Annotated in this window: 15 protein-coding genes and 1 pseudogene; 5 read left to right on the top strand and 11 right to left on the bottom strand. The window is 68.9% G+C overall.

Annotation, left to right across the window (positions count from 1 at the left end; all coding sequences use genetic code 11):
- Positions 1 to 30: 30 nt before the first annotated feature.
- A complete protein-coding gene (locus tag AC1RRR_RS18945) occupies positions 31 to 2,547 on the bottom strand; it encodes a TonB-dependent receptor (protein ID WP_492815456.1) in 2,517 nt (838 codons plus the stop codon).
- Between the two features lie 245 nt (positions 2,548 to 2,792).
- Between AC1RRR_RS18945 and AC1RRR_RS18940 the strand changes: the two genes are divergently transcribed.
- Both AC1RRR_RS18940 and AC1RRR_RS18935 read left to right on the top strand, forming a co-directional pair.
- Entirely contained in the window at positions 2,793 to 4,241 is a 1,449-nt protein-coding gene (locus AC1RRR_RS18940; protein ID WP_492815455.1) for a protein adenylyltransferase SelO, read from the top strand.
- A 90-nt stretch (positions 4,242 to 4,331) separates the two neighbouring features.
- Positions 4,332 to 4,457 (top strand): hypothetical protein, encoded by a 126-nt coding sequence (locus AC1RRR_RS18935; protein ID WP_291880321.1) that lies wholly within the window; start codon positions 4,332 to 4,334, stop codon positions 4,455 to 4,457.
- A gap of 5 nt (positions 4,458 to 4,462) precedes the next feature.
- Here the strand turns inward: AC1RRR_RS18935 and AC1RRR_RS18930 are convergent, their stop codons facing one another.
- From AC1RRR_RS18930 to AC1RRR_RS18910, 5 genes are all read right to left on the bottom strand, one after another.
- The gene (locus tag AC1RRR_RS18930; protein ID WP_492815454.1) at positions 4,463 to 5,239 is read right to left on the bottom strand and encodes a polysaccharide deacetylase family protein; all 777 of its coding nucleotides are present in this window, start codon (positions 5,237 to 5,239) and stop codon (positions 4,463 to 4,465) included.
- Positions 5,240 to 5,250: 11 nt separating this feature from the next.
- The gene (locus AC1RRR_RS18925; RefSeq protein WP_492815453.1) at positions 5,251 to 6,087 is read right to left on the bottom strand and encodes a glycosyltransferase family 2 protein; all 837 of its coding nucleotides are present in this window, start codon (positions 6,085 to 6,087) and stop codon (positions 5,251 to 5,253) included.
- Positions 6,088 to 6,217: 130 nt separating this feature from the next.
- On the bottom strand, positions 6,218 to 8,473 hold the full coding sequence (locus tag AC1RRR_RS18920; protein ID WP_492815452.1) for a TonB-dependent receptor: 2,256 nt from the start codon (positions 8,471 to 8,473) through the stop codon (positions 6,218 to 6,220).
- A gap of 159 nt (positions 8,474 to 8,632) precedes the next feature.
- The gene (locus tag AC1RRR_RS18915) at positions 8,633 to 9,613 is read right to left on the bottom strand and encodes a FecR family protein (RefSeq protein WP_492815451.1); all 981 of its coding nucleotides are present in this window, start codon (positions 9,611 to 9,613) and stop codon (positions 8,633 to 8,635) included.
- Between the two features lie 85 nt (positions 9,614 to 9,698).
- On the bottom strand, positions 9,699 to 10,226 hold the full coding sequence (locus AC1RRR_RS18910) for an RNA polymerase sigma factor (RefSeq protein WP_492815450.1): 528 nt from the start codon (positions 10,224 to 10,226) through the stop codon (positions 9,699 to 9,701).
- Between the two features lie 422 nt (positions 10,227 to 10,648).
- On the opposite strand from AC1RRR_RS18910, the gene AC1RRR_RS18905 reads away from it, so the two are divergent.
- Together AC1RRR_RS18905 and AC1RRR_RS18900 are read left to right on the top strand one after the other, a co-directional pair.
- The gene (locus AC1RRR_RS18905) at positions 10,649 to 10,789 is read left to right on the top strand and encodes a hypothetical protein (RefSeq protein WP_492815449.1); all 141 of its coding nucleotides are present in this window, start codon (positions 10,649 to 10,651) and stop codon (positions 10,787 to 10,789) included.
- Between the two features lie 76 nt (positions 10,790 to 10,865).
- Positions 10,866 to 11,363, top strand: a complete 498-nt coding sequence (locus AC1RRR_RS18900; protein ID WP_492815448.1) for a hypothetical protein — start codon at positions 10,866 to 10,868, stop codon at positions 11,361 to 11,363.
- On the opposite strand, the gene AC1RRR_RS18895 is transcribed toward AC1RRR_RS18900, so the two are convergent.
- From AC1RRR_RS18895 to AC1RRR_RS18880, 4 genes and pseudogenes are all read right to left on the bottom strand, one after another.
- Positions 11,340 to 13,637 (bottom strand): CHASE2 domain-containing protein, encoded by a 2,298-nt coding sequence (locus AC1RRR_RS18895; protein WP_492816562.1) that lies wholly within the window; start codon positions 13,635 to 13,637, stop codon positions 11,340 to 11,342. The two genes, AC1RRR_RS18900 and AC1RRR_RS18895, sit on opposite strands and share 24 nt — an antisense overlap.
- Before the next feature lie 32 nt (positions 13,638 to 13,669).
- Entirely contained in the window at positions 13,670 to 14,989 is a 1,320-nt protein-coding gene (locus tag AC1RRR_RS18890; RefSeq protein ID WP_492815447.1) for a FecR family protein, read from the bottom strand.
- 5 nt (positions 14,990 to 14,994) lie between these two features.
- Positions 14,995 to 15,819: a response regulator transcription factor gene (locus AC1RRR_RS18885; protein ID WP_492815446.1), complete on the bottom strand. Its 825-nt coding sequence runs from the start codon at positions 15,817 to 15,819 to the stop codon at positions 14,995 to 14,997.
- 55 nt (positions 15,820 to 15,874) lie between these two features.
- Positions 15,875 to 17,106: pseudogene (locus tag AC1RRR_RS18880) on the bottom strand (winged helix-turn-helix domain-containing protein).
- Positions 17,107 to 17,177: 71 nt separating this feature from the next.
- Here AC1RRR_RS18880 and AC1RRR_RS18875 point away from each other — a divergent pair.
- Positions 17,178 to 18,023, top strand: coding sequence for an aldose 1-epimerase (locus AC1RRR_RS18875; RefSeq protein WP_492815445.1), 846 nt, complete (start codon positions 17,178 to 17,180; stop codon positions 18,021 to 18,023).
- On the opposite strand, the gene AC1RRR_RS18870 is transcribed toward AC1RRR_RS18875, so the two are convergent.
- Complete coding sequence (locus tag AC1RRR_RS18870) at positions 18,013 to 19,311, bottom strand: lytic murein transglycosylase (RefSeq protein WP_492815444.1); 1,299 nt, start codon at positions 19,309 to 19,311, stop codon at positions 18,013 to 18,015. The genes AC1RRR_RS18875 and AC1RRR_RS18870 overlap by 11 nt on opposite strands.
- Positions 19,312 to 19,453 lie beyond the last annotated feature (142 nt).

Raw genomic sequence — 19,453 nt, 5'->3', positions numbered from 1 at the left:
CTTGTGCGCGCCGCCGGTTCCCCCTCCCGGCTAGAACTTGGAGCGCAGGGTCACCCCGTAGGTGCGCGGCGCGCCCAGGAACGCATCGTAGGTGATGGTGTCGTTCGCCGGGACATAGGTGTTCTGCGTGGCGCCCAGGCCCGAGGAGCCCTGCAGGAAGCCGTTGAAGGCCACTTGCGTGTACTTCTCGTTCAGCAGGTTCTGGGCCCACAGCTCGGCGGTCCAGCGGTCGTCGGCCGAACCAACGCCCACGCGACCGTTCACGACGGTGAAGGCCTTCTGCATCTTCGGCGGGAACAGGTCCGAACCCGTGTTGTACGAGGACGAGTACTTCGCGCCGATGTTGAAGCGGGCCTTCAGGCTGTCGCCGACCGGGGTCTCGTAGGTCAGCGAGCCCGAAGCCGAGTACTTCGGGGCCAGCGACATGCGGCTGCCCGGCAGCAGGGCCAGGGCGTTCGTCGGGTCGTTCGGGATCGCCTGATTGCCGTACTTGGTCAGGGCGTAGGTCAGGCCGCTCTGGACCATCAGGCCCTTGATCGGCGTGAACCACAGGAAGTCGGCGTCGATACCCTTGGACTTCACTTCCGGGATCGAACGGACCGCGAACGAGGTGCCCAGGAAGGTGTTCAGCTGGAAGTCGGTGAACTTCTGATAGAAGCCGCTGACGTTGAAGAGCACCGTGCGATTGAACAGGGTGTTCTTGACGCCGATTTCGTAGCTGTCGACGAACTCGGCCGGGAACGAGGTGTCGAGGATCGGGGTCACGCCCGAGCCGCCGGTCGGCAGGCCGTTCGACGACTGGGTGCGATCCAGGTTGTAGCCGCCGCCCTTATAGCCGCGTGCGAACGAGGCGTAGCTGAAGACCTGCGGCGAGAAGCGGTACGAAGCCTTGACCGTGCCGCTCCACTCCTTGTCCGTACGCGTCTGCTGGGTGCCGCGGCCGTTGAACAGCGGGTTGGCCCAGGGCAGGCACATGTTGCCGATGACCGTGGCCGCGTTGGCCGCGCCCACGATGCCGGCGACGCGGGCCTGGCCGGCCGGGGTCAGCACCGTGCCGCAGCCGACGCCGCCGTCGCTGGTGGTCTGGTAGGTGTCGAGCTTCTTCTCTTCCGAGGTGTAGCGCAGGCCGGCGGTGATCTCGAACGCGTCGGTCACGTGCCAGGTGTCGTTGGTGAACAGGGCGACCGTCGTGGCCCGCTGGTTGTAGCGGTCATACAGGCCTTGGCCCGGCGTGAAGGTCGTGTTCGGCGCGCGGCCGGTCAGGGCCGCGATGAAGTTGGCCACGCCCGCCGGATTGGCGGCCGAGCGCGACAACAGACGGCCCAGATACTGCTCGTAGTCGTTGCCATAGAGGAAGTTGGCGCGGGTCTCGAGCCGCTCGTCGGCCAGGAAGGCGCCGAACATCCAGTCCAGCTTGTCGCTCTTGCCGGCCAGGCGCAGTTCCTGGCTGTAGGTGCGGAACTCCGAGAAGTTGCTGCCGTCCTTGTTGCGATAGGCGATGTCGGCGAGGCTGAAGTCGGAGTCCTGGCCGTTGTCGGTGCGCCAGTTGCGGATGGCCGAGATGCTGGTCAGCGTGCCGATCGGCAGGTCGATGTCGCCTTGCAGCGAGACGCCCATGTCCTCGATCTTGGCCGGGGCGCCTCGGTTCGAATAGGCCACGCGCTTATAGGGATCGGCGGTCGTGGCGATCGGCGCGGCCTGGCCCGAGACCAGGGCCAGGATGCCGGCCGTCGGGCCGGTGCGGATCTGCACGGCGCCGCAGCAGTTCTCGTCGCGGCGGCTGTAGTCGGCGATCACCCGGAAGGTGGCCTGATCGTCCGGGATGAACAGCAGCTGGCCGCGCACGGTGTAGAAGTTGGAGTCGGCGTCCTGGTCGCGCGTCGACGGACCCTTGCCGGTGACGACGTCGTTGAAGCCGTCGCGCTTGCGAGCGGCGACATACAGGCGGCCGGCCAGCTTGTCTTCGTACAGCGGACCGGTGACCGAAGCCGAAGCGCCCTTGGCGTCGTAGTTGCCGAAGGTCAGCTCGCCGTTCGCGCCGAAGCTGAACTCGGGCTCCTTGGTGACCACGTTGATGACGCCGGCCGAGGTGTTCTTGCCGAACAGGGTGCCTTGCGGGCCCTTCAGCACCTCGATGCGCTCCATCTCGCCCAGGTCGCCGAAGCCGACGCCGTTACGGGGGCGATAGACGCCATCGATCACCACGCCGACCGAGCTTTCCAGGCCGGGGTTGTCGCCGACGGTGCCGACGCCGCGAATACGGGCGGTGGTCGAGGCTTCCGACGAGGTCGAGGTGACGGTGAGGCCCGGAGTCAGGATCGTCAGGTCCTTGATGTCCCGGACGCCGGTATCCTGCAGCAGCTTGGCGCCGACGGCGGTGACCACCACCGGCACGTCCTGCAGGTTCTGTTCCCGCTTCTGGGCGGTGACGATGATACTGTCGATGGTCTGGGTATCGGCTTCCTGAGCCTGCGCGACGCTAGTAGCGCCAAGACCGGCGAGGACAACAGCGGACGCAGTGCCGCAAAGCACCTGGGTGAAGCGCATTTCCTACCTCGGTTTGTTGGCCGAAAGCGCTTGCCCGCCCCCGGCTTGTTTTTCGTTGGTCCGTCGAACGATTGTTCGAATGGATGGCCAAGGGTTAGGCGCCGCATACGGGCTCGGCAAGCAAAATCCCTTGTCGTGGCTAGGTTCGGAAGATTTCTGTTGCCCGGAAGCGACAGCGTTCGTTCGCCGTCATCGAAATTCGAAAAGGGCTTGCGCGGTCGCCGGGGCGCTCTCATCTGGCGGCCATGAGCCTCTCGTCCGCCTACCGTCCCGATCCGCGTTTCCAGGCCCTGGGGCGCGACTTTTCCGATCCGGTCGAGGCGGCGGATTTTCCGCAGACGATCCTGCGGTTCCGCAACGATCGGGCGGCCGCCACGGTGGGCCTCGAGGCGTTAAGCGACGATGACTGGATCCGCCATTTCGGCCGCTTCCAGCCCTTGCCGGACAACCAGCCGCTGCCGCTGGCCATGCGCTATCACGGCCACCAGTTTCGCGTTTACAACCCCGACCTGGGCGATGGGCGCGGCTTCCTGTTCGCCCAACTGCGAGAGCAGGGCCGTGACCGCCTCCTCGACCTGGCCACCAAGGGCTCGGGCCAGACGCCGTGGTCGCGGGCCGGCGATGGCCGCCTGACCCTGAAGGGCGGCATGCGCGAGATCCTGGCCGCCTCGATGCTGGAGGCCCTGGGCGTGCCGACCTCGCGCGCCTTCTCGCTGGTCGAGACCGGCGAGGCCCTGACCCGCGGCGACGAGCCCAGCCCGACCCGCTCGGCCGTGCTGACCCGGCTGTCGCACAGCCACATCCGGTTCGGGACCTTCCAGCGCCAGGCCTATTTCGATCGGCCCGACCAGATCGGCGTGCTGGTCGACCACGTGGTCGAGACCTACTACCCGCACCTGGCCGACGCGCCCGACCGCCCGGCGGCGCTGCTGCAGGCGACGATCGCGGCCAGCGCCAAGCTGCTGGCGCGGTGGATGGCGGCGGGCTTCGTGCACGGGGTGCTGAACACCGACAACATGGTCGTCACGGGCGAGAGCTTCGACTACGGCCCCTGGCGGTTCCTGCCGCGCAATGATCCCAACTTCGTGGCCGCCTATTTCGACCACCAGGGGCTCTACAGCTTTGGCCGCCAGCCCGAGGCGATGTTCTGGAACCTGCAGCAGCTGGCCGCCTGCCTGACCCTGGTCGGCGACCAGGCCGGACTGCTGGCGGCCCTGAACGGCTTTTCCGACGCCTATCGCCTGGCCCTGCGCGGCGCGATCCTGGACCGGCTGGGCGTGAAGAGCCGCGATGCCGACGCTGACATCGAGCTGGTCAACAGCGCCTTCCGCGCCCTGGCCGAAGGCGGGGAGGGGCTGCGCTGGGAGCCGTTCTTCTTCGACTGGTTCGGCGGCGAGGCGTCGACCGGCCGCGCCATGGATGGCCCGCGCGCCGAGCTCTATCGCACCGAAACGTTCGAGACTTTCCGCCGCCAACTGGCGTCCTTCGAGCCCGACCGGCCCGAGCGCCTGGGCGATCCGGTGTTCCAGCGTCCGGAGCCGGAAGAGATGCTGATCGAGGAGGTCGAGGCCCTATGGGCGCCGATCGCCGAAGCGGATGACTGGTCCCCGCTGCATGCCAAGCTGGACCGGATCGAGGCCGCACGTTCCGCTTACGCGTTGGGAAAGGTGGGCGACAAAAACGCCGCACCCTGAAAATTTTCGTTCGCCGGCGGAACAACCGTCAAGGTTCCGTCTTACAACTCCGGCACAGTGCCCTCGACGAACGCCGGCCGGAGAGTCCCGATGCGCATCTTCCAACCGATCATGCTGGTCTGCGCCGTGGCCATGTCGTTCATGGGCGCGCTGGGCATTCCGGGCTGCTTCCGCGCGATCGGCGAATGCCTGCGCGACCGCCCCGAGCCGGCTTAAGCTAGCTAAGCTCTGAGCGCTTCCGGCTCGACCGCCGCGTCGCCCATCAGGTCGGCGCGCGCCTTGACCGGGAAGACCGCCAGGAAGCGTTCCAGGAACAGCCACGTGGCGTGATCGTGATCCAGGTGATGGGTCAGGAGGCCGATAGGCTCATCCCATTGGCCGGTCAGGCGACGCTGCTGCAGCAGTCGCCGCATACGGATCAGGAACTTCCACTGGCCCCGGAAGCGGGCGCCGTCCTTCCAGCGCAGCACGTCCAGGTGGGCGTCCAGGCGGGCCACGCCATCCTCGACGCCGGCGTCCTGGTCGAAGCCCGAGACCGCGCGCAGCGGCGAGTCGGGCAGGGCCGCCAGCAGCTGCGGCTGAAGATTATTCCACGGCGGCACGAACAGCGACGGGCTGACGCCGGCGCGGTGGAAGGCCATGACCGTGGCGCGCAGCTGGTTGCGGACCCACTCGATCTCGTCGGTCTCGACGATCTCGCCAAAACCCCGGCCCTCAGGCTGGCGGTTCTGGTGGGTGAAGCCGTGCACGGCGATCTCGACGTGCGGGTGGCGCTCGATGCGGCGGACCAGCAGCGGCAGGTGCGGACCGGCGATGGCGGCTAGGGTCAGCGGGGCCTGGTGACGGCGGGCCAGGTTCAGCAGCTGCTCCAGCGCCCCGGTCGGGCCACGGGCGTCGTCATCGCGCCACCACAGCACCGGCGCATGACCGGCTTTCGTCCAGAGCCGCAGCTCCGAACCCAGCACCAGGCGGAAGGCGAAGGGCAGGCGGGCCGACACGAAAGGCACCCTTACTGAGCGGCTTCGGCGCGGCGCAGCGGCACGGGCGCCGGCGCCACGACCGGACGTTCCTCGGCCCCGGCCTTGGCGCGGTTTCGCAGGATCTCGCGGGCCCGCAGGTTCGACAGGATCGGGTACAGGCCGGCCATCAGCGAGATCAGGAAACCCAGCTCGCCTTCCGTGTAGCCCTTGCGCGAGACGTAGCACTTGAAGAAGCGGCGCACGCCGCGGAAGGCGTCGTCGGGCACGCTCTTGATCTTGCCGCTGTCGGCCAGGTCCTGGGCGCGCAGGGCGGTATAGCGGCCCAGGCGCGCGAACATGTCGGCGATGTCTTCGTCGACCATGTGCTGGATCGGCTGGGTCAGGCGACCGCCGAAACGGCCTTCCAGCTTGGCGCCGGGATGGACGCGCTCGGCCTTCCACGACTTGTGGCCGCGGCGGAACAGGCGGGCGACCGACGAGGTGCCGAACGAGCCGCCCCAGCCATGGCGAACCAGCTGGTCGCCGACATAGTTGTCGACCGGGATCTGGTACCAGTCGGCCGCGTCGGCGGCTTCGATGGTGTCGCGGATTTCCTTGGCGAAGGCCGGGGTCACGCCTTCGTCGGCGTCCAGTTCCAGGATCCAGTCGCCGGTGCAGCGGGCGATGCCGGCGTGCTTGCGCGGGCCTTCGATCGGGAAGATGCCGGACACGACCTTGGCGCCGTAGTGGCGGGCCACGCCTTCGGTGCCGTCGCTGCAGCGGTCGGCGACGACAACGATCTCGTCGCAGAACGACAGGGCCGACAGGCACGCGTGCAAGCGCTGTTCTTCGTTGTGCGCGCAGATCAGGGCCGAGAGCTTGGCCATGGCGTTTTCCTCGATCGAACAGCCACGCCCCCGCAGCCGTCTCGATGAGTTGACGTCGCCGCGCGGGGCCGCCCCCCGCTCGCGCGTCAATAAATGTGTAAGCTTTGCAACAAATGGCCCGGCGAGGGCGCTAGAAGTTGGCCGTCAGGGCCAGGCTCCAGGTGCGGGGACGCTGCGGCGTCACCTGGCGGACCTGGCCGAAGCTGAAGGGGTTGCCGTAGGCGAAGGTGTCGCTGGAGCTGTTCCAGGGATTGCTGACGAACAGCGCCGCGCGCCAGCGGTCGGTCATCAGCTGGGCCGACAGCTTGCCGGTGTAGTAGCCGCCCATCGACGGCGAATAGCGTGGGTCGAAGGTCAGGCGCGACTCGCCGATGTAGCCGGTCTCGGCCGTCAGCATCAGCGTGGTCAGGGCCGTCAGCGGCCGCTGGTAGGTCACCAGGCTGCCGAACGAGACGTCCGGCACGCCAGGCAGGCTGGCGGTGTCGGCGATGCCGTAGCCGGGCTCGATGCGGGTCAGCTTGGGCTCGTTGAACAGCGCATTGCCGCTGATGGTCAGGTGCGGCGTGGCGCGCCAGGCGGCCTCGATCTCCAGCCCCCGGTTGCGGCCGTCGCCGATATTGGCGGTGTAGGACAGGCCCGAGGCGAAGTACTGGTCGGTCTGGATGTCGCGCCAGTCGTCATAGAACAGCGCCGCCCGCAGGTTCACCCGTCCCCGGAACGGATTGAGCGTCGCGCCGATCTCGTAGTTGCGCAGGTGGTCGGGCCGGAAGGTCCGCCGTGTCTCGCTGGGCGTGGTCAGGCCGCCGGAGTTGAAGCCGCCGGCGCGATAGCCTTCCGAGCTGAGGGCATAGATCAGGCCGCCGCCGGACAGGTCGCGCTGCACCGAGACCTTGGGCGAGAAGCCGCTGAAAGAGGCCTCGCGGTCCAGGTCGCGCGAATTGCCGGGATAGGGGGCGGTGACGTACGAGCGGGTGTGGACCGAGGTCTTGAACGCCCGCCCGCCCACGGCCGCTTTCCAGCCGGCGCCCAGGTCGTAGGTCGCCTCGCCATAGAGGGCGTATTCGTTCAGCCGGTCCTTGCGGTCCTCATCGTAGTAGCTGCGGGTGACGTTGCCGACACGGGCGCGCAGGTCGGCGTCGCCTTCCTCGATGCTGGTCGCCAGGAAGCCGCCGACCATGAAGCGCAGGCGGCCGATCTCGGGCGCGGTGTAGATCAGGTCCTGCACGGCCATCCGCACGCGGGCGGACTCGTCGTACAGACCCAGCTCCAGGCCCGTTTCGGCGAACTCGGTCAGGGCCAGGGTGGCGTCGTAGCGGCTGGCGTAGCGGTGGGTGACGTAGCCGGTGACCGACTCCAGCTGACCCCAGTCGCCCGAGCCGGAGATCTTCATCGAGGTCTCGGCCAGGCGATTGCGGTGGGTCTCGCGCACCTGGTTGGCGCGGCGCGGACCGCCGGGGGCCAGGGTGACGTACTGGGTGTCCTTGGACGAGACGCTCTGCACCGTCGCGCCCAGCTTGACCTGCCAGTCGCCCAGATCCAGCCGCCAGGCGGCGCGGCCGCCCCGGCGCGTGGTCTTGTCGACGTTGGACAGGCGCAGGTTGACGTCGTCCAGATAGCCGCCGTCGACGTCGTGATAGGCCACCGCCCGCAAGGCCGACTTCTCGCCGATCGGCGCGTTGACCACGCCTTCGAAGCGATAGCTGTTCGAGCCCGACTCGGTGGTGGCGATGGTCGTACCGACGGACGCCGAATAGGTCGAAAGCTCCGGCGCGCGGGTGACGATGCGATAGATGCCCGACAGCGAACCGCCGCCGTAGAGGGCGCCCTGCGGACCGCGCAGCACCTCGACCCGGTCGACGTCGATCAGGCGCAGGTCGGGGTCGGGGGCGTTGTAGTTGACCGGCACGTCGTTGAGATAGGTGCCGACCGTCGACTGGGTGCGGCCGGTGAAGGTGCCGTCCGACAGGCCGCGCAGCAGGATCTTGTTGCGTCCCGCGCCCAGGTTGGTGGTGATGAAGCCGGCCGTCTGGCGGGCCACCGACGAGGTTTCGCCGACGCCGGTGTCCTGCAGTTGCGGGGAGCCGATGACGCTGACGCCGCCGGGCAGGCTGCCCAGGCGCGCGGGACGCTTGCCGGCGTTGATGATCAGGGGGGCCAGGGGCGCGACGGGTTCCGGCGTCGCGATGATCGCCCTGGCGATGACCAGCGGGCGAGGCGGCGGGGCCGGGCGAGCGGCCGAGAAACGGACGGTCTGGCTGTCGATGAAGCTGTAGGCGCAGCCCTTGCCGGCGGTGGCGCGGTCCAGCGCCTGGCGCAGGTCGAACGTCCCTACCAGCGGAATGCCGGGACCCTTGCAGGCCTCGACCCCGCCGATCGTGACGCCCATGCGGACGCCCAGCTCGATCAGGGTCTCGGCGACGGTGGGCTTGCGGATGTCCAGACGCGCGCGCGCCGGCGCCGCGGCGCTTGCTTGTGCGCTGGCGCCGATACCCAGAAGACTGGCGGCAAGGAGAAGCGAGGCCCGTCTCAGGATCGGGCCCGCGCGTCAGTTCGGCGTGGAGGTCTTTCCGCGCAGGACAATCGAATCATCAGTCGGCGTCGCCGCAATCGGCATGAGGCTGGTTAGGCGGCGGACCATCGCATCCTGCCCATCCACGATCAATACGCCGGAGAACTTGAGATTCGCCGTGTTTTCACCTTCGAGGCGAAGCGGACGCTCGAAGTAGTGGTTCATGTCGCTGACGATGCGGCCCAGCGGCTGGTCGCGATAGACCAGACGGCCCGAGCGCCAGCCCACCTGATCCTCGGCCGCGACGTTGCGGACGATGATGCCGGTCGCGCCTTCGACATGCTCCAGCATCTGGCCGGGGCGCAGGCGCACGGGCGAGTCTTCGCCGTCAGTCGAGACCTCGACCAGGCCGCGCAGCACGGTGACGGTCAGCTGACCGTCACGGCGGCGGACGTCGAACTTGGTGCCGACCACGCGCACGGTCTCGTCGCCGGCGGTGATCAGGAAGGGGCGGGCCGTGTCGTGGGCCACGTCGAACAGGGCCTGGCCGTCGTGCACGGTGACGCGGCGGGATTCCTTGTCGAAGCGGACCGACAGGTGCGAGTCGGTGTTCAGATCGATGTGGCTGCCGTCGGCCAGCTGGACCGCGCGGTTCTCGCCCTTGGCGGTGGTGTACAGCGTGTCGGGCTGGGGCAGCAGTTCGCCCCACGGCGCGACGACGATGGCGACGGCCGCCGCGGCGGCGGCGGCGCCCAGACCGCCCAGCCAACGCCAGTCGATCGTGAACGCCCGCTTCGCCGCCACGGCGCGCTTCGGAACGGCCAATTCCCCCCGGACGGCCGAACCTCGCTGGAAGATCTCCTCGTCGACGGCTTGGATGGCGTCATACGCCTCCTGCGCACCGGGCTCGCTGAGCCAGGCGTCAAACGCCAGCCAGTCGGTCTCTTCGACCTCCGGCCGCTGCAGTCGGGTCAGCCAATCGGCCGCCTCTTGCAGATGTTGCGCTGACCGGCTCATCCGGTGTTGCTCCGACGAGGATCCATCATCCCCCAGACCGTAGACGGCGCCGATGAGCATCGTCCCCCATGTGCGAATGCATAAATCACCGGAGGCGCCTCGTCAGGGTCTTTAAGGCCGAGCTTATGTGTTTTTCGACGGTGCTGACGCTAATGCCCATGCGTTTTGCGGTTTCGACATGGCTGTGGCCGTCCAGTTTGTGCAGCTGGAAGGCCTGGCGGGTCTTCTCCGGCAGGTCCTCGACGGCCTCGACCAGAGCCTTCAGCCGCTGGCGTCCGGCCACGATCTCGTCCGCCGCCGGCTCGTCGGCGATCTCCTGACCGGCGAAGTTGGTGGTGTTGACGCTGCGCCACTCGTTGTCGCGCGTCCCCGACCGCTTCTGGCTGCGCAGGCGGTCCAGCATCAGGTTCTGGCCCATGCGGTGCAGCAGGGCCGACGGATTGTCGATCGGACCCACGGCCTCCATGGCGCTGATCTTGAGATACAGATCCTGGATCAGGTCCTCGGCCTCGGCGCGCGAGCCCAGGCGCGCGGCGAAGAAGCGCACCAGATTGGCGCGCTTTTCCTCGTACAGGCCCAGCAGTGCGGCCTTGTCCGAGTCCGCTACGCTCAAAAGATCACCCACATCCGCCAATCGACGCCCCCAGGGCGCAGCACTATCCATCTTTTTGGCGGAAAGACGATCGTTTGTTCGACCGTCAGTCGCCGCCCCCGGGACGCTGGATAGGCTACCGCGCGGGCCGCGAAAAGGCGCTTTGCGGGTCCAATAGCGGCGTTTTTCCTACCGAAGCTTCGAAAACCATCCGGTCGAGACAGGCTGGCGCTCGCCCGTCCGATATATTTCTGTGGCGAAATGTCGCGGCGGTCGCCGAAGCGCGGCGCCGTCTTTCGCAGCGCTGCCGTGGGGCGCGAAATGTCCGCGTTCGGCGTACCTGGACAATGTAATCCATTGTAAAATCAAGGCCGCAACCTCTGGTCCCGCGCGCGGACGTGCTCTTTAACCTTGTTCAACGCGAATGGGAGCGCGCGATAAGAATGAGCCGGATCAGCGCCATGCCGCAGCCCTCGGGGCGTCGCCGCCGTCTGGCGCCGCTGATCCTCGCCATCGGTCTCGCCGCGCTCATCTGGTTGGTCATCGTCCTAGGCGGCGCGGCCGTTGGCGCCTGGCTAGCGTGACTTTCTGGTAAACGTGACCGGAAGCTCAACCCGCGCTATCTTCTGAACGATCGTGGTTCTCGGGGCGAAAAAGATCATGCGCGCACCTATGCTTGTCCTGGCCGGGACGGCGCTCCTGGCGCTGAGCGCCTGCGCCACGCCGCGCGCGGTGGGGCAGGGCGATGTGTCCGCCGTGAAGGGCGCGGCGGTCGCCGCCTTCTCTAGCCAGGCCGACGGCGACGACGCCGCCTTCGCCAAGGCCGTGCAGGGCCAGGCCATCAACCGCCTGGGCGGCGTGACCGGCGGCCAGCCCGCCTATCTGGTCCAGGTCGGGGTGGCGGTCGCGCCGCCGGCCATGGGGGTCTCTTCCGCCGCCGGCGCCCTGGACACGACCGCGTGGCGCAGCCAGGCCGAAAAGCGGCGCTGGTGGCAGTTCTGGGGTCACCAGGGTCCGGCCCGCACGGTCACCCTGGCGGTCGTCGACGCCAAGACCGGCAAGACCACGGCCTGGTCGTCGATCCGCGTGCGCAAGGGCGAGCCGGCCGATGTCGCCGACCTGCTCGTCTACGCCCTACAGACGCCCGCTAAGGGCTGAGACGGATTCAACACTGAGGCCGTGACGCGGCAGGCGCACGGTGAACTCCGCGCCCACGCCCGGTTCGCTGCGGCACGAGACCTCGCCGCCATGGCGGGCGACGGCGGCGTGCACGAAAGCCAGGCCCAGACCCACACCATTGGTCGCGAAGTCATGGCCCGGACGCTCGAAACGCTCGAACGGCCTGAAGGCGGTGGCCGCCTCCTCGCGCGAGAAGCCCGGCCCCTGGTCGGCGATGGCGACATTGGCGGTGGGGCCGGTGGCCGAGGGTTCTTCCGACAGGGTGACGGTGATGGTCGAGCCCTCGGGGCTGTACTTCACCGCATTGCCCAGCAGGTTGACCAGGGTGCGGGCCAGGACGCTGCGATCGCCCAGCACCATCAGGGGCATGTCGTCGCCGACCTGCTTGATCTTGATCTTGCGCTGCGCCGACTGGGGCCAGACCTCGTCGATGGCCTCGATGGCGATATCGGACAGGTCGACCGGCTCCAGCGACACCGGGGTCACCTCGGCCCGCGCCAGCTGCACGAAGCCGTCGGCCAGGGCCAGGGTGCGCTTGGCATAGGCCGACATGCGCTCGGCCAGTTCAGGCGGCACGTCGGGCGTGGTGGCCAGCAGGGCCAGGATCGAGGTCTGCGGCGAGCGCATGTCGTGGGTCAGCAGCTGCAGGGCCTGCTCGCGCTGGCGCATGGCGGCCGTCAGGATCGAGATGTCGGCCAGGCGCACGATCCAGCCGGCCCCGACCCCCACTTCGTTGGTCCGGAACACGGTCTGCAGCTGGTAGGCGCGACCGTCGGGCAGGTGCAGGTCGATCGGGTCGTGACGCTCGGTTTCCTGCGGCCAGTCCAGCTCGAAGCGGCGGCCCAGCGGCTCCAGGGTGTTGATCAGATCGGCCAGGGACGCGCCGTGCAGCACCGCCTGCGAGGGTCGGAACAGCGTCTGGGCGGCGGCGTTGGCGGCGATAACCCGGCCGCGCGCGTCGGCGACCAGGGTGGCGTCGGGCAGGCTGAACAGGGCGTCGGCCGAGAAGCGGCGCAGGTCGTCGATGCGGGTGATGGCCTCGCCCAGGTCCAGCGCCTGGCGGGCGACGACGTCGCTCTCGAATTCCTTGGCGATCTCGCGGGCAGGCGCGCCGCGACCGCGGACGATGCCGCGCACTCGCGCCAGCTCGCGGCCCAGCAGGTCGTTGACCCGGCCCAGCTGCATCCAGCCCCAGACCAGCGCGACCAGCTTCAGGCCGATGACCGTGGTGATCGGCGACAGCCAGAAGTGGCCTAGCCAGAACATCGCCGCCGAATAGGCCAGGCCCAGCAGGCACAGGCCGATGGTCAGCACCAGGTTGGCGCGCGGGGGCAGAACCAGGAACCCGACCATCAGCAGCCACAGCAGGGTCAGGCTGAAGGCCACGCGACCCCACGGCCCGGCCGGCTTGACCATCAGGCCGCTGCGCAGGCCGTCCAGGATCGAGGCCTGCAACTGCACGCCGGTCATGCTGGCGGCGTCCGGCGTCACCGGGGTCGGGAAGGCGGGGCCCAGGCCCGGCGCGGTCAGGCCGACAAAGACGGTGCGGCCGGCGATCAGCGACGGCGGCACTTCGCCTTCCAGCACGCTGGCGAAGCTGACATGGCGGTAGATCGACGGCGGGCCGGCGAACGGGATCAGCAGGGTCTGGTCCAGGCTGCGGGTCGGATCGCGGTCGCCGGGCTCGCGGGTGGCGCGGTGGACCACGGTCATCAGGTCGGGGCTGAGCGCCGGGCCATTGGCCTCGAACGGGGCCATGCGGCGCACCACGCCGTCGTCGTCGAAGCGGACATGGGCCAGGCCGACGCCGGCCGCGCCATGGGCGATCTCTTGGGTCGAGCCGACGATGCGCGGTGGCGCGTTCGTCCCGGCGTCCTGCAGGAACTGGGGCAGATAGACCTTGCCCGAGCGGGCGATCGCCTCGCCCAGGGCGCGGTCGTGGGACGCATCGGGCGAGGGCTGGCTGAACAGCACGTCGTAGACGATGGTCTTGGCCCCGGCGTCGTTCAGCCGGTCGACCATCGCGCCGTGCACGTCGCGCGACCACGGCCAGGCGCCCAGCTCGGCCAGGCTGCGGTCGTCGATGTCGACAATCAGGATCGAGGCGTCGGGTACGCGGCCATTGGACCGGGCCAGGACGTCGTACAGCACGTCGTCCACCCGCTTGGGCGGCGAGACGGCGAAGACGGCGAACACCAGGCTGGAGACGATCGCCAGCAGCAGCCATGACAGCAGGCGGCCCCCGCCGATGATGGAGGCGCGCTGGGCCCTGGCGCCGCCCTGTGTCACTTGCCGATCTGCAGGGTTTGCAGCGCCCCGACCTTCTCGGTCGTCGTCCCGTTCTTGAAGCGGACGGCGACGACGCGCCAGGCATAGGCGCCGGGCGGCAGGTCGGTCAGGGTCACCTGCGGTTCGGACAGGCCCGGCTGGTCGACCAATGCGACCTTGCCGCCCTCATTGAACAGCTGGAAGCGATAGACCCGCACGCCGTCGCCGGCCGAGCTCCAGCGGAACAGGAACTTGCGGTGCTTGCCCTCGCGGGTGTCGCCCGGCGCGCCGGCGTCCAGGGTGTCGAGGTCGCGGTCGAAGCTGTAGTCGGCCGGGAAGCCTTCCAGCCCGCCGCCGTCCAGGGCCGTCAGGCGAACGAAATAGGTGCCGTTGGCGACCTCGCCGAAGTCGGTCGCGGGTTCCTTGACGGTGGCCTCAGCGAAGATGTCGACAAAGCCGGCGTCGCGCGACAGCTGCAGGCGGTAGGCCGCCGCGCCGGCGATCGGCTGGACGGTGAAGTGGACGGTCTTGTCGCCCTGGGTCTGGCCGCCGTCGCCCAGCTTGGGGGCGGGCAGCAGCTTGACCGGGGCGCTGACGCCGCCAGCCGCGGCGCTGACGCCAAAGCCCGCCGGCACGGGCGGATTGGCCGAAGCCACCGCGCCGGGATCGACGCCCACGGCGCCCTTCAGGACTTCGGTCTGGGCCTTGTCGCCATCGGCGCCGACGCGGAACTCGGTGCCGCGTACGGCCGAGACCGAGACCGGCGTGCGGACCTCGAACTGGCCGGCCGGATTGGTGGTCGGGGTAGCTGAGATCGTGCCGCGGCCCTGGTCCAGCTGGAACACACGCTGCGGAGCGTTGTTGATCAGCACCTGGCGCAGCTTGGCGATGCGCACGCGGGTGTTGGACGGCAGGGTGACGCGCGAGGCGTCCTCTAGCTCGAAGGTGGCGAAGGCGTTGGCGCCGGTGATCACCACCTGGCCCTCGGTCAGGGCCATGCCCACGCGGGCCGGCGCGCGCTGGCCATTGGTCTCGATGAACACCGGGCCGGTGAAGGCCGACAGACTGGCGGCGATCGGCGTCGACTTCAGCAGGTTCGGGTCGATGTTCAGCTGCGAGCCCGGACGAAGGCGCGTGGGCTGCTGCACCCGGTTGGCCTTCTGCACCGTGCGATAGTCGCCCGGCTTGTTCAGATAGGCGCGGCCCAGGCCGATCAGGGTGTCGCCCGGCTTGACCACATAGGCCACCGGCGCCTCGCCGGCCGGCCTTGCTTGCGCAAATGCGCTGCCGCCCAGCATCGCCGCCAGGATCAGACCCGCCCCCACAGCCTTGGTCATGGTCTTCAGTCTCCCCCGCCCGCGCTCGCTTCCGCCGTCTCGGGATCGCAGGCTTCCAGACGATAGCCGAAACCGTAGACCGTGCTCAGTCGGAAACCGTTGCTGGGCCGCAGGTGCAGCTTGGCGCGCAGGCGTGAGACGTGGGCGTCCAGGGTCCGGGTCTCGAGATCGGGCCGCTGTCCCCAGATCCGGCGCAGCAGATATTCGCGCGACAGCGGACGGGACAGGTTGTTGAAGAGCAACGACGCCAGCTGGAATTCCTTGGGCGTTAGCGCCTCGACGTGACCGTTCCAGCTGGCGGTCTGGGCGCCGGGGTCCAGGCGGTATTGGCCGTGCTGCTCGGTCTGCGGCTGGACCGGCGGACGGTGGATGCGGCGCACCACGGCGTTGACCCGCGCCAGCAGCACCTGAGGTTGCAGCGGCTTGACGATGTAGTCGTCGGCGCCGGCGTTCAGGCCCGCGACCAGGTCGGCCTCGATCGAGCGGCTGGTCAGCAGCAGCACGGGCGGCGCGGTGGCCGGATCCTCGCGCAGCAGCTTCAGCGTCTCCACGCCCGACAGCTCGGGCATGTTCCAATCCAGAATCACCAGGTCGAACGTCTGCTTGCGCAGCTCGGCCAGGAAACGCGATGGCTGGGTGAAGCTGGTGCACGTGAAACCAGCGGGATCTAGCACAGAGGCGACAAGCGCATTGTGGCTTTGATCGTCGTCGAGCAGGGCGACTTTCATCTGGTCCATTAAGCTGGGAGGTGGCGCGCCTCGCGGGGGAGCGAGACGCGCCGCGGTCAGCTCACTGTCGGTGGGGCGACGAGAAGGCGACCAGCCATCCATCTCTACCTTGCCCCGCCCTTGGTTGCTCGACTTTGAGCAGCATTTTTACAATGCTTTACAGTCCAGTCGAACCCTCTTTCACGTCCCGAGACGGACGATTGAACCCAGAGCGGGCGCCAGATCGCCCATGGGGCGAACTTCCACGCCGGAAAGCCCCAACCAGGACGCCATAAGGGCTAGCTCGCCGGCCAGCCTGGTAGCGGTATCGGCGTTCGCGTCCGGTTCGGCATGGGCGGCCAGCACCAGCAGCTTGCCGGCCTTGCGGTCGGCTTTCAGGTCCACGCGGGCGGTGATCGCCTCGTCCTGAAGAAAAGGCAGAACATAGTAGCCGTGGGTGCGCTTGTGGGCCGGGGTATAGATTTCCAGCCGCACGCGGACGCCAAACATTCGCTCGGTCCGGTCGCGGAACCAGATCAGGTTGTCGAAGGGCGAGAGCAGGGCGTTGGCCTTCACCGCGCGAGGACGGCGGGTTTCTGGCCACAGATAGGCCGGAGTATCCCAGCTCGTTACTGCGACCTTCAGTAGAGTGCCGTCGGCGACCAGGGACGCGACGCCGTCGCGCGCGTCCGTCACGCCCAGGCGGAAATAGTCCCGCAGGTCGCGCTCGGTCGCCACGCCCATGGCGCGGGCCGAGATCTTCAAGAGCTCACGGCAGGCCTCGGCGCGGTCGGGCGTCGCGGTGTCGAGCACGGACTTGGGCAGCACCCGCTCGGGCAGGCCGTAGACCCGCTCGAAGCTGTTGCGGCGCGTGGCGGTGGTCAGGCGGCCGGTCCAGAACAGGCACTCCATGGCCCGCTTGCCCTCGCTCCAGCCCCACCAGCCGCCTTCGCCCTTGGCCCCCAGCTCCAGCTCCGAAGCCGCCATCGGACCGCGCTCGGTGACGGCCGCCAGGGCCTGGTCGATGAAGTCGGCGTGGCTATGCAGGAAGGCCGAGACGTTTTTCCAGACACCGACGCCCTGAGCGGCGTCCTCCATGCGCCAGCGCAGGTGCGGATGGATCCACAGCGGCGTCAGCGAGGCCTCGTGCGCCCAGTACTCAGCCAGCGCGCGCTTCTTCCCCCAGGCCAGGTCGTCCAGCAGGGTCCGGTCGTAGGAACCCAGGCGCGAGAAGAACGGCAGGTAGTGCGAGCGCGAGAGAACATTGACCGAGTCGATCTGCACGACGCCCAGGGCCTCGATCGTGGAGAGCAGGTGGCGCTTGCCGGGCGCGGCCGGGCGGGGGCGTCCGAAGCCCTGGGCCGCCAGGGCGATGCGCCGCGCGTCCTTGGCGGAAAGGGTCTCGACCATGCGGGCAGTTGAGCTTGCGTCGGGACGGGGCGCAAGGCAGTGAGACCGCTAACAATCTGGGAGCAGCGTCCATGACCGTGATCGAAAAGGGCTCGGCCCGTCTCGTGCTCGCGCCCGAGGTCGGCGGCGCGATCGCCGCCTTCACGATCGACGGCCGCGACGTGCTGCGGCCGATGGCGGACGGCGCGACCGACGCCTTGCTGGCGTCGAGCTTCCCGCTGGTGCCGTTCTGCAATCGCATCCCGAACGGCCGCTTCACCTTCGAGGGGCGCGAGGTCGTGCTGCCGCCGAACCTGGCGGGCCATCCGCACACGCTGCACGGCCAGGGCTGGCGCGCGGCCTGGACGGTGGAGAAAGCCGAGGGCGGCGAGGCGGTGCTCTCTTATGACCACGCGCCCGGCGACTGGCCGTGGGCCTATCGCGCCGAGCAGCGCCTCGTGCTGAGCGAGACCGGTTTGCGCATAGAGCTGACCGTGACCAACGTCGGCGACACGGCCATGCCGGCCGGCCTGGGCTTCCACCCCTACTTCCCGCGCCGCGACGGCGAGGTGCTGACGGCCGCCAATGATGGCGTCTGGATGATCGACGCCGATGTGCTGCCGACCGTCCACCATGCGGGGCCATGGGAAGCCGACTGGGCCGCCGGCGCGGCGGTCGAGGGCCATGGCCTAATCGACCACTGCTACACCGGCTGGAACCAGCGGGCGGTGCTCTCCGCGCCCGGCCAGCCGGACACGGTCGTCACCGCCTCGGCCGAATGCCACTGGCTGCACGTCTATGTGCCGCCGGGCGAGGACCACTACTGCGTCGAACCCTGCGCCAGCCGCCCCAACCCGTTCGGGGAAGGGGAGACTGGCATGGTGACGCTTCAGCCGGGCGAGAGCCGCTCGATCTGGATGGAAGTGGCTACGGCGTAATCCCCGCCTGGGCCTTCAGCCGCGCCACCATGTCGTTAGACAGATAGCCGTCGGCCGGCAGCTGGTTGCTCTGCTGCCAGGCGCGCAGGGCCTTGCGGGTGCCGGCGCCGATGACGCCGTCGGCTGGGCCGGGGTTGAAGCCGACGCGGGCCAGGGCGATCTGGGCGGCCATGCGGTCGGCCAGGGCCAGGGGCGTCTCGACCGGCCAGGCGGTGACCAGCGGTCCGCCGCCGCCGAAGCGGTCGGCCAGCAAGCCGATGCCCAGGGCGTAGGATGTCGAGTTGTTATAGGTGCGGATCGCGAAGTGGTTCGGCAGCGCCAGGAACGCCGGACCGGCCGCGCCCGAGGGCAGGATCAGCATGGCCGGCTGGGCGGCGTCGGCCGCCGTCCAGGGCAGGCCGTCGGCGCGGCGCACGCCGCGGGCTTCCCACCAGGCGGGGATCTGCTTTTCGACCTCGGTGACCGAATAGTCGAAGCCGGCCGGCAGGATCACTTCCTTGGCCCAGCCCACGCCGGGCTTCCAGCCGCCCTTGGCCAGCAGGTTGGCGGCCGAGGCCAGGCTGTCGGCGTCCGAGCCCCAGATGTCGCGCTTGCCGTCGCCGTCGAAGTCGACGGCCGTCGCGCGATAGCTGGACGGGATGAACTGGGTCTGGCCCATGGCTCCGGCCCACGAGCCCTTGAGCTGGGCGCGGGTGACCTCGCCCGAATCGATGATCTTGAGCGCCGCGATCAGCTCGCCCTCGGCCCAGGCGCGGCGGCGGCCGTCGGCGGCCAGGCTGACCATCGAGCGGACGACGTCGAAATTGCCCTGCAGCTGGCCGAACGCCGATTCCATCGCCCAGACAGCCAGCAGGATGTCGCGCGGCACGCCGTAGCGAGCCTCGATGGTCGGCAGGAAAGCCAGCTCGTCGCGCTTGCGGCGGCCCACGGCGACACGATCGTCGCTGATCACCCCGGCGATATAGGCGCCGACCGGCTTGGAGAACTCCGGCTGGCGGCTGTCCAGGCTGATGACCTTGGGATCGGGCGTGACGCCCGACAGCTCGCGGTCCAGCAGCTGCGGCGACAGGCCGGCGGCCAGGGCGCGGCCCCGGAAGTCCAGCAGCCACGTGTCGAAGGCCAGCTCGCCTGCCGGCACCGGCGTGGCCGGACCCTGAGTCGGCGCGCTGGGCTGGGGCCTCGGCGCGGGCGGCGGCGGCGGGCTGACGGCGGTCAGCGGGCCCTGCGGAGAGGTGTCCGCGCAGCCGGCGAGCAAGAGGACGAGAAAGACGCGACGATCCATGGCCATGAGGCGGAAGCTACCGGGGTTCGAGTAAAAGCTTCAATCACAAGCGCGCCAGACGGGTGAAGTTCCCCTGAAGCCCCGAAGACTCTATTGTGAAAGGCCCTTGAGCGCATTGACTCCGAGCCGCGTCGCACTTATACGCACC

The sequence above is a fragment of the Caulobacter sp. GW821-FHT12D05 genome, from assembly GCF_058807295.1.
The sequence above is the reverse complement of the archived record's forward strand: the minus strand, read 5'-3'. Positions and strand labels throughout refer to the sequence as shown.

What these genes read in the sequence shown, in the direction of transcription:
- AC1RRR_RS18945 (WP_492815456.1), bottom strand. Translation starts at nt 2,547, where the DNA reads ATGCGCTTCACCCAGGTGCTTTGCGGCACTGCGTCCGCTGTTGTCCTC.
- AC1RRR_RS18940 (WP_492815455.1), top strand. Translation starts at nt 2,793, where the DNA reads ATGAGCCTCTCGTCCGCCTACCGTCCCGATCCGCGTTTCCAGGCCCTG.
- AC1RRR_RS18935 (WP_291880321.1), top strand. Translation starts at nt 4,332, where the DNA reads ATGCGCATCTTCCAACCGATCATGCTGGTCTGCGCCGTGGCCATGTCG.
- AC1RRR_RS18925 (WP_492815453.1), bottom strand. Translation starts at nt 6,087, where the DNA reads ATGGCCAAGCTCTCGGCCCTGATCTGCGCGCACAACGAAGAACAGCGC.
- AC1RRR_RS18920 (WP_492815452.1), bottom strand. Translation starts at nt 8,473, where the DNA reads ATGGGCGTCACGATCGGCGGGGTCGAGGCCTGCAAGGGTCCCGGCATT.
- AC1RRR_RS18915 (WP_492815451.1), bottom strand. Translation starts at nt 9,613, where the DNA reads ATGAGCCGGTCAGCGCAACATCTGCAAGAGGCGGCCGATTGGCTGACC.
- AC1RRR_RS18905 (WP_492815449.1), top strand. Translation starts at nt 10,649, where the DNA reads ATGAGCCGGATCAGCGCCATGCCGCAGCCCTCGGGGCGTCGCCGCCGT.
- AC1RRR_RS18900 (WP_492815448.1), top strand. Translation starts at nt 10,866, where the DNA reads ATGCGCGCACCTATGCTTGTCCTGGCCGGGACGGCGCTCCTGGCGCTG.
- AC1RRR_RS18890 (WP_492815447.1), bottom strand. Translation starts at nt 14,989, where the DNA reads ATGACCAAGGCTGTGGGGGCGGGTCTGATCCTGGCGGCGATGCTGGGC.
- AC1RRR_RS18885 (WP_492815446.1), bottom strand. Translation starts at nt 15,819, where the DNA reads ATGGATGGCTGGTCGCCTTCTCGTCGCCCCACCGACAGTGAGCTGACC.
- AC1RRR_RS18875 (WP_492815445.1), top strand. Translation starts at nt 17,178, where the DNA reads ATGACCGTGATCGAAAAGGGCTCGGCCCGTCTCGTGCTCGCGCCCGAG.
- AC1RRR_RS18870 (WP_492815444.1), bottom strand. Translation starts at nt 19,311, where the DNA reads ATGGCCATGGATCGTCGCGTCTTTCTCGTCCTCTTGCTCGCCGGCTGC.